This window comes from Pantoea sp. UBA5923 (genome assembly GCF_002431095.1).
Taxonomy (GTDB): Bacteria; Pseudomonadota; Gammaproteobacteria; order Enterobacterales; family Enterobacteriaceae; genus Pantoea; species Pantoea piersonii.
On sequence record NZ_DJDN01000018.1, the window covers coordinates 133486 to 143616 of the forward strand.

The window sequence follows — 10131 nt, forward strand, 5'->3', positions numbered from 1 at the left end:
CAATTAACACCATTAAAACCACGTCGGCGTCGCGCACGGCTTGCGCGCGATCACACTATTTCGTGGCGGTAATTTTACGATAGAGCCGCCGCGGATGGCCGATATTGCCATACTGCATCTCAACGCCGATAAAGCCGATCTCCACGCAATACTCCAGGTAACGGCGACCAGTGGTTTTGCTGATCCCCACGCTCTCCACCACCTGCTCTACCGACCAGCTGCTGTCAGGCGCATCGCTAAAGAAATCTTTCACCCGCGTCAGGGTCAGCGACTCAATGCCTTTTGTCGAAGGAGCTGCCGGCCCCTCGCTGGAGGGCAGATTGAACAGCTTATCCAGCGCGTGCTGATCGACATTTTTCATCTGACTCATTGAGTGCACCAGCAGCATAAAGCGCTCCAGCGAGGCGCGCAGGCGGTGAAAAAAGACCGGTTTAAGCAGATAGTCGAGCGCGCCGCTGCGCATCGCATGGCTACAGGTTTGCATATCGCTGGCGGCAGTGATGAAAATCACCGAGCATTCAAAGCGTTTCAACAGCGGATCGTCAATCAGCGTTACGCCCTGGCCGTCAGGCAGATAGTTGTCGAGCAGCACCAGCCGCGGCTGATGCTGCTCGATTAGCTGGCGCGCCTGCTCCAGCGTGGCCGCGATGCCCACCACGCGCAGATGAAAGTGCTGCTCGATAAACTCACGATGTAAATCAGCCAGATGCGGCTCATCCTCCACAATCACGACATTCAGTGCCTTCGCGTTATTCATGGGAAACTCCTGTCGAAGCGGCGGGCTGGAAGGGAATAAAAATCGAGAAGATAGTGCCCTGCGGCGAGTTGCCGGCGATTTCGATGCTGCCGCCCGCCTGATGAACGTAACCTGCCGCCAGATAGAGCCCGATACCGTGTTCCGACCCCATCAGCTCATCACCGCTGGAGGGTTTGCTGCTTACGCCCTGCTCAAAAAGATGCGGTTTTAGCTGCTCATCCACGCCGCAGCCTTGATCGGCGACTTCAATCAGCAGTTCGTGGTTGCGATCGGAGATATAAAGCTCGACCGGCGGCGCTGGCCTTTCGACGTTGAGCGTCGCGTCGACGGCGTTATCCAGCACATTCCCCACCACCGACATCAGCGCCGTTTCGCTCATCGCGGCAGGGATACGGGTCAGCTGGCAGGCGGGGTCGAATTTAAGCTCAACGCCTTTTTCCCGCGCGCTGACATATTTCCCCAGCAGCAGCCCGCACAGCGCTGGCGAAGTAAAGCGCGCCGAGACAAAATCGAGCACCTGCTGCGCCCCGGCGGACTGCGCCTGAATATAGCGCATCGCATCGTCGTAACGCTGCATCTGCAGCAGGCCCACCAGCGTCGCGGTCCAGTTAAGCTGCTCATGGCGCATAATGCGCAAATTATCCGCATAGCGCTTCACCTGGCTCAGCTGGCTGCTCAGGGTATTGATATCGTTTTTATCGCGGAAGCTGCATACCCAGCCGCCTGGCTCGCCAGGTTCGAGATCGATAGCCACCCGGTTGACGATAACCTGCCGCTGGTTAAGTACGGTTATCTGATCGTGATGACGACCGTTCTCCTCCGTGGCGCTCTGGCTCAGAAAGGCGGGATGGAGCTGCAATACCTCATGGAGCGGTTTGCCCAGCAGCTCTCGCTCGCTCCGATCGATATCCAGCAGCTCTCTGGCGGCGCGATTGATTAAAATCAGCTGCATCTCGGCGTTAACGGCAAATACCCCTTCATACATCGCCTCAAGCAGCGCTTTTTGCTGTAGCACCAGCAGCGCGATATCTTTCGGCTCCAGCCAGAACATCTGCTTCTTGAGGTTGCGGCTAAAGACCCATGAAAAAATAAACAGCAGCAGAAGCAGGGCCAGCCCATACAGGCTCGCCTGCCACAGCAGTCTGACGTTGATATTGGCGATCCAGGAAGTGAGATAACCGACCGAAACGATGCCGATAACCTGATGCCGGGCGTTAAAAATCGGCGCTTTACTGCGCAATGAAACGCCGATCCCCCCTTTGCGCACTGAGATAATGGTTTTCCCCTGCAGCACCTCCGCATTGTCGCCGCCAATCAGCGGCAAATTCAGGCGCTCTGGCGATTCTGAATGGTAGAGATGCTGCTCATGCACATCGCCGATCACGATATAGCTGGCGTCGCTCTGACGGCGTAGAGGCTGAATCAAACTGGCGATACCGGCGATATCGCGGTTCGTCACCTTCTCAGCCAGGCCGGGCATCAGCGCAATCTGGCTCGCCTGGACGCGTGCGCGCTGCCCCAAATCATGATGCAGCTGCCGGTCAATAAAATGAAACAGGATAGCCCCCAGCAAAGCCAGCAGCAGGCAGGAAAAAAGCACCAGCGAGAGAAAGAGTTTCACCTGAAAAGGTAATCTGCGTTTCATAGAATCTGTAGCGGAGCGAGGCATAAAGGAAGACTATCACGCGAAAAGAGCGCGGATGATCGGCTAAAGCCAGAGTTGTGAACTGGCTACAATCTCAGGCAATGGCTGGCCAGAAGGCAGTCGACACGGGCCAGGAGCCGCGCGTCCGGCCGTAAGCGAATCGAGTCCAGCGCAAAGCGAGCATGAGCGTAAAAGCGACAAAAATGCACGCGTCTACCGCAGGGATGGGACATATCTTAAATGCCCTTTCCTCTCATGGCATCCGCTATAATTTAAGTATTCTTAAATCCCAGCCCTGGTTAGACATGCTTATGGCCAGCTATACAGTCCGGGTCGAGCTGAAAGAGCAGACCGAAAAAATGCGCATCGATCTTCAGTTCACGATGCTCGAAAATGGTTTTTCGCGAAGCGTTGTTTGCGACAGGGGCTTCACCTACGCCCTGCCCACCAACGAGTTTGTTTACGTGGGTTCAGAAGGGATTAAAAACCTGATGGACCGGATCGTTTCGTTGATAAGCGATATCAGCGACGATCCCTCAGTGCTGGTTACCCGCTCAGAGGAGCGATGCTGGTCAGGGCTTCGCGTCGTTGATCTTGGATAAAAGGCGGATGCTCCCCTTTTTCGGGCGTGGGCATATAGCCGGGATGTTCAGAGAGATCGTTGCTGCTGAGCGAACGATAATGACCTGTATGCAAAAATTAATCGCGACGCTGGGCGAAATATAAAATTAAACGCGCCGGCCATTTCGGGTTCCCAGCAATTAATATTGTCAAAATTAAAGCCTCGCTGTAGCAAACATCCATATAGCCATCTGAGCGTTTAAACGGTTAAAATAAATTATATAAAAGTTGCTAAATAAAATCCCCTGTGTCTTAATAGCGTCATCGGTTTGGAATACAGACCTTATGAAAGCAGTTTTAGTAAAGCAGTCCTCAGTTCAAGTGTTATCCAAAGATACCCTTCTTCGTGAGCCTCCTCCTAAGTGCCCCATAAGTCACTCTCTAATTACAGGCCATTTTCGCCGCTCTTAGTGGCTCATCAATTAAGGAAGTATCTATGTCTAACAAAATGACTGGTTTAGTAAAATGGTTCAACTCTGATAAAGGTTTTGGCTTTATCACTCCGAGCGACGGCAGCAAAGATGTATTCGTACACTTCTCTGCTATCCAGAGCGACAGCTACAAGACCCTCGACGAAGGCCAGCAGGTTTCTTTCACCATTGAAAATGGTGCGAAAGGCCCAGCGGCTGGAAACGTCACGCCGCTGTAAGCTGCGCTAATTATCGGCGGCGCTTACAATAGCGATGAAGGCAACAGCCTGAGCAGTTAAATTCTGCTGATAATAAAATTAACCCGCCCTGTGCGGGTTTTTGTTTTTAAGGCCCTTTTCACCCCTCTGCTGCTCCCTCGCATCTCCTGAATTTATCATCCACACTTACCCTGTTCTGTAGGGCCATTGTGCTTTACACTGCGCGCTGTAAAAAACTGAGCAGATTAACGATTAAACAGGCGGTAACGCGATGAACGGAACGATCACAACCTGGTTTCAGGACAAGGGCTTTGGATTTATCAAAGATGAAAACGGCGACAATCGCTATTTTCATGTGATCAAGGTCGCCAACCCTGAGCTGATCAAGAAAAATGCGGCAGTAACCTTCGAGCCTACTACCAATAATAAAGGCCTGTCGGCTTACGCGGTCAAAGTCGTCCCGGAGAGCAAGTACATCTTTATCGCGGGCGAACGCATCAAGCTCACCTCGATCAAGTCTTACCTGGTCTACAGCGAGGAAGTGCCTGCCGATACGCGCATAGATAAAGAAAACACCGTACTCTCCGTGGGCACGCTGTTGAACAATATCAGGCCGAAAACAGCCGCTAAGCCCGATGAGATGCGATCAATGAAAAAACTGGCGATTACGACCTTTCAGGGCACGACGTTAATCTTCACGGAAGATGAGATCGATGTGGATGCCACGGTAAAAATGCTTAAGGTCTGACGCACCCAGACAGCCGCTAACTTTTGCACTCCGCAAGTGACGCAGGTTTAACCCCTGGAGATTATAATGAACGATGAAATACCACTTAAATATTATGACGTTGCGGATGAGTACGCGACGGAAACCGAAACGCCGGTAAGCGAGTCGGAGCGTGACGCTCTGGCGCGCTATTTCCAGCTGCTGATTACTCGCTTAATGAATAACGAAGAGATCAGCGAAGAGGCGCAGAAAGAGATGGCGGGTGAAGCGGGTATCAATGCGCTACGCATTGACGAGATCGCTGAGTTTCTTAATCAGTGGGGCAACGAGTAACGCCCTGGGGCGCGTCTGTAACCACCAGACGTGCCGACGCTCTGCGCTAAGCCAGTCGAATCAGAGCGTAAAGCGGATGACGCCAGTCTCGCAAAGTCGCCCGTCGGGGTCGTTGTCACTGCTGCCACTTCCCCGACAGGCCAACGCTTAACGTAACCGGCTCAGGATTTAACGCTGCTCACCAGCTTCTTGCGCTGATCTTCCAGGCTAATCACGCGGTTACACACTTCATGGCCGAAGTTTTTGAAGTCCTGCTCCTGATTACTCCACTCCGCCTGAATCGACTGCTGCAGCCCGCCCAGGTTGCCCATAATCGCCTGCAGCGGATTGCTGCCGCTCGCCTGCTTAGTGCCCATTTCGTTCAGGCTGTCCTGCAACACGCCGCCCATGGTGCTCTGCACCAGACGTTCACCGTCGGCGCGCACCTGGTCAATCGCCTGATGATGGAAGGTCAGGCCGTCGTCACGGTGCTCAATAATGCGGTTCATCTGCTGCTTCAGCTGGCCGTTCAGGGTGGTGAGACGGTTGCGCACATTGCTGTCGGAGCCGAGCTTCTCGACAATCACCTTATCCAGCGCCACCCGGCCCTTCTCCAGACGCGTCGTCGCACCGGTATCGATCCACGGCAGATCGCGACGTAGCGCATTCTGATAGTCGATCGCCTGCTGGCGCTGCGCGTTGTTCACCGCAATCTTCTGACCGTTAAACTGCACATCGCCCTGCGGGGAGATCTCCAGGTTGCCGTTCGCGCCGACGACCTGCACGCTCTGCGGCTTGATCACGACATCATCCTGCGGTTTTACGCTGCACTCCCAGGCAGCCTGTGCCTGCGTCGCTGCCAGCAGCAGCGCGGCGATAAGCGTTTTACGAACCATAATCTCTCCCTAACATGTGAACCAGGCGCGGTAATTACAGGTCAGCCGTAGGCTGGGCAAATAAGCCAGGCTGATACGGAACTTAGTCCCACCAGACGTCGAAAAGTTCGGTCACCTGGATGTCGCTCAGCTGGCGATCTTCCAGCCACTTGCGCACCATCTCGCGATGTTCATCGGTGCATTTGCCGGTGCGCTGCAGGCAAATCAGCCCTTCCCACACCAGATAGCCGCTGCCGTCATAGGCCAGTCCGTTCGGCGCAATCACTTCGTTAATGAAGTCGTCAACGGTCTTATCAATCTGCTGCTCTGTGGTTCCCTCGGCGAAGCGCCAGGCAACCGAGAAGCCCAGCTCCTGGAATTCGTCGATATGCAGTTTTTTACGTAAACGGCGGCTGCGATGTGTGGCCATTATTTAACCCTCTCAAACATTAAGTCCCAAACGCCGTGGCCCAGTCGCTGCCCGCGCTGCTCGAATTTAGTCAGTGGACGCGTCTCTGGACGCGGCACGTAATCCTGTGTTTCCGACAGGTTTTTATACCCGTCGATACTGTTCATCACTTCCAGCATATGTTCGGCATAGGCTTCCCAGTCGGTGGCCATATGGAATACCCCGCCCAGCTTCAGCTTGCGCATCACCAGCTCGGCAAAAGGCACCTGCACGATACGACGCTTGTTGTGGCGCGCTTTATGCCAGGGATCGGGGAAGAAAAGCTGCACCATGCGCAGCGAGTTATCCGGGATCATCTTCTCCAGTACCTCTACCGCGTCGTGACACATTACGCGCAGGTTCTCCACGTTCGCCTCTTTCGCGGAGGCAAGACAGGCGCCCACGCCCGGCGCGTGCACTTCAATACCGAGGAAGTTCTGCTGCGGGTTATTCTGCGCCATGGTTACCAGCGAAGCGCCCATGCCAAAGCCGATCTCCAGCACCACCGGCGCGTCGCGGCCAAACAGTTGCGTCAGATCCAGCGGCTCAGGTTGAAACTCTACGCCCATCTCCGGCCAGTATTGGTCGAGCGCCAGCTGCTGTCCTTTCGTCAGACGCCCCTGGCGGCGCACAAAACTGCGAATACGGCGCAGCGGCCGCCCGTTCTCATCAAATTCCGGAGTGATGACGTCATTAATCATGTTGTAGCCTGCTGAGTAGCCTGTTTGGGGAAAGGCGCATTATGCAAAGTTAATTAGCAGAAGCAAGCCCTTGCAATCTTCAGGTTTACACCGGGGCTGCGCCTGTGCTGGAATGCCTGCCTGAGTGTAGAGTAATCACGGAAAATTTCCTTCTTATGATGCAAGCGCCGCAGTTCGCGCAACAGGTGCTGGACTGGTATCAGCGCTTTGGCCGCAAGACCCTGCCGTGGCAGCAGGAGAAAACGCCCTATAAGGTGTGGCTCTCTGAAGTCATGCTGCAGCAGACCCAGGTCGCCACCGTTATCCCCTATTTCGAACGCTTTATGGCGCGCTTTCCCACCGTCGCCGATCTGGCCGCCGCGCCGCTCGACGAGGTACTGCACCTCTGGACCGGGCTGGGCTATTACGCCCGCGCGCGCAATCTGCATAAGGCGGCGAAGCACATTGTCGACCAGCATCAGGGTGAGTTCCCGCGCAATTTCGACGATGTTGCGGCGCTGCCTGGCGTTGGGCGTTCCACCGCAGGCGCGGTGCTCTCGCTGTCGCTTGGGCAGCACTTTCCGATCCTCGACGGCAACGTGAAGCGCGTGCTGGCCCGCTGTTACGCGGTCGGCGGCTGGCCGGGCAAAAAAGATGTCGAGAAGCGGCTGTGGGAAATTAGCGAGACCGTGACGCCAGCGGAGGGCGTCAGCCAGTTCAATCAGGCGATGATGGATCTCGGCGCGCTGGTCTGCACCCGTTCAAAACCTAAATGCGACATCTGTCCGCTTAACAACGGCTGCATCGCTTACGCCAGCAACAGCCAGGCGAACTATCCCGGCAAAAAGCCGAAACAGATATTGCCGGAGCGCAGCGGCTGGTTTTTGCTGTTGCAGGATGGCGACGACGTCTGGCTGGAGCAGCGTCCGCCGGTTGGTTTGTGGGGCGGTCTGTTCTGCTTCCCGCAGTTCACCACCGAAGAGGCGCTGCACGACTGGCTGCAGGCGCGCGGCATCGAGTCAAAGCCGCAGCAGCTAACCGCTTTTCGTCATACCTTCAGCCACTTTCATCTGGATATCGTGCCAATGTGGCTATCGTGGCCATCTGTCGGGGCGGCGATGGATGAACCCGGCGGTCTCTGGTATAACTTAGCCCAGCCGCCGTCAGTGGGGCTGGCGGCGCCGGTTGAGCGGCTTTTGCACGAGCTGCGTCATCCGCAACAGCTGGCCCTGCCCCGGCATGAGATTGAAGAGGAATAGTAATGAGCCGCACGATTTTTTGTACGTTTCTACAGCGCGACGCTGAAGGGCAGGATTTTCAGCTCTATCCGGGCGAACTGGGTAAGCGCATTTACAATGAGATCTCGAAAGAAGCCTGGCAGAAGTGGATGGCCAAACAGACCATGTTGATCAACGAGAAAAAGCTCAACATGATGAATCCGGAAGACCGTAAGGTGCTGGAAAAGGAGATGGTCAATTTCCTGTTTGAAGGCAAAGAGGTCCACATCGAAGGCTATACGCCGCCAGAAGCATAAATTTTAGGGCCTCAGCGTTGAGGCCCCTCTCTTTTCCGGGTCAGGCACGTATTTACAATGAATAAGAAATTACTCGCACTGCTGGTGATTGCTCCACTTTTGGTCTCCTGCTCAGGAAAGAAGTCTTCGCAGTTTCACGAAGAGTGGGTAAAGGACACCAACGGCTTCGATATTTTAATGGGCCAGTTTGCGCATAACATCGAGAACATTTGGGGTATTAACGAAGTCCTGATTGCCGGGCCGAAAGACTACGTTAAATATAGCGACAACTATTACACCCGCAGCCATATCAACTTCGAAAGCGGCAACATCACCATCGAAACCATTTCCGGTACCGATCCGATGGCCAGCCTGCGCCAGGCGATCATTACCACGCTGCTGATCGGCGACGATCCGGGCAATGTCGATCTCTACTCCGACGCCAACGATATTGTGATCAGCAAAGAGCCGCTGCTCTACGGCCAGGTGCTGGATAATACCGGCCAGCCGATTCGCTGGCAGGGCCGCGCGGGCAACTTCGCTGATTACCTGCTGCAAAATAAACTGCAGCGCCGTGTTTCCGGCCTGCATGTTATCTACTCGGTCACTATTCCCATGGTGCCTAACCACCTCGACAAGCGTGCACACAAATATCTGCCGATAGTGCGTAAAGCCGCCGAGCAGTATGGCGTCGATGCGTCGTTGATTCTGGCGATTATGCAGACCGAATCGAGCTTTAACCCCTATGCGGTCAGCCATTCCGACGCGCTGGGCCTGATGCAGGTAGTACAGCATACCGCGGGTGTTGATGTGTTCCGTATGAAGGGCAAATGGGGCAAACCGAGCCGCAGCTATCTGCTCGATCCGGAAAACAATATCGACGCGGGCACCGCCTATCTGTCGCTGCTGCAAAACAGCTACCTGGGCGGGATTCAGGATCCGCTGTCGCGCCGCTATGCGGTGATCACCGCCTACAACGGCGGCGCAGGCAGCGTGCTGCGCGTTTTCTCCAGCGATAAGGATCGCGCCTTTAACACCATCAATAATATGTCGCCGAGTGAGGTTTATAACACCCTGACGACGCAGCATCCGTCTGCGGAGTCGCGGCGCTATCTCTATAAGGTGAGTACGGCGCAGCGTAGCTATCGGCGGTATTGATGGTTTGCATGGCGTTCGCTGCGCGAACGGCTGGCTCTGTGCAGGTTCCGCCCGCCAGGGGTTTGTATGGCGTTCGCTGCGCGAATAGCTGGCTCTGTGCAGGTTCCGCCCGCCGGTGGTTTGCATGGCGTTCGCTGCGCGAACGGCTGGCTCTGTGCAGGTTCCGCCCGCCTGGGGTTTGTATGGCGTTCGCTGCGCGAATGGCTCTGTGCGGGTTCCGCCCGCCTGGGGTTTGCATGGTGTTCGCTGCGCGAACGGCTGGCTCTGTGCAGGTTCCGCCCGCCATGCGTCGGGGAGTTTCAGCAGCCGCGCTGCCGGCGTGCGTGTTAAGGGGCTCGCCAGCCCCTTAACAATCCCGGCTTCCGGCAGCCTCCACGCCGCGCTCCGCGCGGTCCCTTCGTTGCTTACGTCAGCCTTACGGACCGCGCGGATTCGCCGTCCTGGCTCATGCCGCGCTCTCGCCGACTTCCTGTCGGCTCGTCCTGGCCGCCGTACGCGCCTCAGCGTGTCGGATGCCTCTGTCACACCCCTGCCTGTGATTTCGCATTTTTTATAAACGGCTGCGTTGTCTGACGCTTGCAGCGATAAGGTTGTGTCTTCTGGAATCAGGATTCGCCGTTCTGGCCGCTATGTGTGCCTCAGCGGGTCGGATGCCTCTGTCACACCCTCGCCTGTGAGCTCTTATTTTTTATAAACGATTACATTGTCTGATCGCACTTACAGCCATAAGGCCGTTGGTAAAAAATACAGAACTTGCAGCGAGGGTT

General features: G+C 55.5%; 12 protein-coding genes. 7 read left to right on the forward strand and 5 right to left on the reverse strand.

All coding sequences use genetic code 11. From position 1 onward, the window contains the following. Positions 1–55 precede the first annotated feature (55 nt). Both B3797_RS04225 and B3797_RS04230 read right to left on the reverse strand, forming a co-directional pair. Positions 56–757, reverse strand: coding sequence for a response regulator (locus B3797_RS04225; RefSeq protein WP_120454594.1), 702 nt, complete (start codon positions 755–757; stop codon positions 56–58). Then, positions 750–2402: a sensor histidine kinase gene (locus tag B3797_RS04230; protein WP_311790468.1), complete on the reverse strand. Its 1653-nt coding sequence runs from the start codon at positions 2400–2402 to the stop codon at positions 750–752. The genes B3797_RS04225 and B3797_RS04230 overlap by 8 nt, the downstream gene beginning before the upstream one ends. 182 nt (positions 2403–2584) lie before the next feature. Here B3797_RS04230 and B3797_RS04235 point away from each other — a divergent pair, with 182 nt between their 5' ends. From B3797_RS04235 to B3797_RS04250, 4 genes are all read left to right on the forward strand, one after another. After that, a complete protein-coding gene (locus tag B3797_RS04235; protein ID WP_311790469.1) occupies positions 2585–3004 on the forward strand; it encodes a hypothetical protein in 420 nt (139 codons plus the stop codon). A gap of 455 nt (positions 3005–3459) precedes the next feature. Further along, positions 3460–3672: a transcription antiterminator/RNA stability regulator CspE gene (gene cspE / locus B3797_RS04240; protein ID WP_120454600.1), complete on the forward strand. Its 213-nt coding sequence runs from the start codon at positions 3460–3462 to the stop codon at positions 3670–3672. 250 nt (positions 3673–3922) lie between these two features. After that, positions 3923–4399, forward strand: coding sequence for a cold shock domain-containing protein (locus B3797_RS04245; protein ID WP_311790470.1), 477 nt, complete (start codon positions 3923–3925; stop codon positions 4397–4399). 66 nt (positions 4400–4465) lie between these two features. Beyond that, positions 4466–4711 (forward strand): DUF2543 family protein, encoded by a 246-nt coding sequence (locus B3797_RS04250; RefSeq protein ID WP_126690107.1) that lies wholly within the window; start codon positions 4466–4468, stop codon positions 4709–4711. 161 nt (positions 4712–4872) lie between these two features. On the opposite strand, the gene B3797_RS04255 is transcribed toward B3797_RS04250, so the two are convergent. The 3 genes from B3797_RS04255 to trmB form a co-directional block, all read right to left on the reverse strand. Continuing rightward, a complete protein-coding gene (locus tag B3797_RS04255; protein ID WP_120454606.1) occupies positions 4873–5586 on the reverse strand; it encodes a DUF2884 domain-containing protein in 714 nt (237 codons plus the stop codon). An 82-nt stretch (positions 5587–5668) separates the two neighbouring features. Beyond that, complete coding sequence (locus B3797_RS04260; protein ID WP_311783856.1) at positions 5669–5995, reverse strand: YggL family protein; 327 nt, start codon at positions 5993–5995, stop codon at positions 5669–5671. Then, a complete protein-coding gene (gene trmB / locus B3797_RS04265) occupies positions 5995–6714 on the reverse strand; it encodes a tRNA (guanosine(46)-N7)-methyltransferase TrmB (RefSeq protein ID WP_311783855.1) in 720 nt (239 codons plus the stop codon). The genes B3797_RS04260 and trmB overlap by 1 nt, the downstream gene beginning before the upstream one ends. A 155-nt stretch (positions 6715–6869) precedes the next feature. Between trmB and mutY the strand changes: the two genes are divergently transcribed. Genes mutY through mltC form a run of 3 tightly spaced genes read left to right on the forward strand, consistent with a single transcriptional unit; the run spans position 6870 to position 9364 of the window. Beyond that, a complete protein-coding gene (mutY, locus tag B3797_RS04270; protein ID WP_311783854.1) occupies positions 6870–7952 on the forward strand; it encodes an A/G-specific adenine glycosylase in 1083 nt (360 codons plus the stop codon). 2 nt (positions 7953–7954) lie between these two features. Next, positions 7955–8227: an oxidative damage protection protein gene (locus B3797_RS04275; protein ID WP_033792153.1), complete on the forward strand. Its 273-nt coding sequence runs from the start codon at positions 7955–7957 to the stop codon at positions 8225–8227. 57 nt (positions 8228–8284) lie between these two features. Continuing rightward, complete coding sequence (gene mltC, locus B3797_RS04280; RefSeq protein WP_311783853.1) at positions 8285–9364, forward strand: membrane-bound lytic murein transglycosylase MltC; 1080 nt, start codon at positions 8285–8287, stop codon at positions 9362–9364. Positions 9365–10131 lie beyond the last annotated feature (767 nt).

Coding starts and splice junctions, on each gene's coding strand:
- B3797_RS04225 (WP_120454594.1), bottom strand. CDS start 757: ATGAATAACGCGAAGGCACTGAATGTCGTGATTGTGGAGGATGAGCCG.
- B3797_RS04230 (WP_311790468.1), bottom strand. CDS start 2,402: ATGAAACGCAGATTACCTTTTCAGGTGAAACTCTTTCTCTCGCTGGTG.
- B3797_RS04235 (WP_311790469.1), top strand. CDS start 2,585: ATGAGCGTAAAAGCGACAAAAATGCACGCGTCTACCGCAGGGATGGGA.
- cspE (WP_120454600.1), top strand. CDS start 3,460: ATGTCTAACAAAATGACTGGTTTAGTAAAATGGTTCAACTCTGATAAA.
- B3797_RS04245 (WP_311790470.1), top strand. CDS start 3,923: ATGAACGGAACGATCACAACCTGGTTTCAGGACAAGGGCTTTGGATTT.
- B3797_RS04250 (WP_126690107.1), top strand. CDS start 4,466: ATGAACGATGAAATACCACTTAAATATTATGACGTTGCGGATGAGTAC.
- B3797_RS04255 (WP_120454606.1), bottom strand. CDS start 5,586: ATGGTTCGTAAAACGCTTATCGCCGCGCTGCTGCTGGCAGCGACGCAG.
- B3797_RS04260 (WP_311783856.1), bottom strand. CDS start 5,995: ATGGCCACACATCGCAGCCGCCGTTTACGTAAAAAACTGCATATCGAC.
- trmB (WP_311783855.1), bottom strand. CDS start 6,714: ATGATTAATGACGTCATCACTCCGGAATTTGATGAGAACGGGCGGCCG.
- mutY (WP_311783854.1), top strand. CDS start 6,870: ATGATGCAAGCGCCGCAGTTCGCGCAACAGGTGCTGGACTGGTATCAG.
- B3797_RS04275 (WP_033792153.1), top strand. CDS start 7,955: ATGAGCCGCACGATTTTTTGTACGTTTCTACAGCGCGACGCTGAAGGG.
- mltC (WP_311783853.1), top strand. CDS start 8,285: ATGAATAAGAAATTACTCGCACTGCTGGTGATTGCTCCACTTTTGGTC.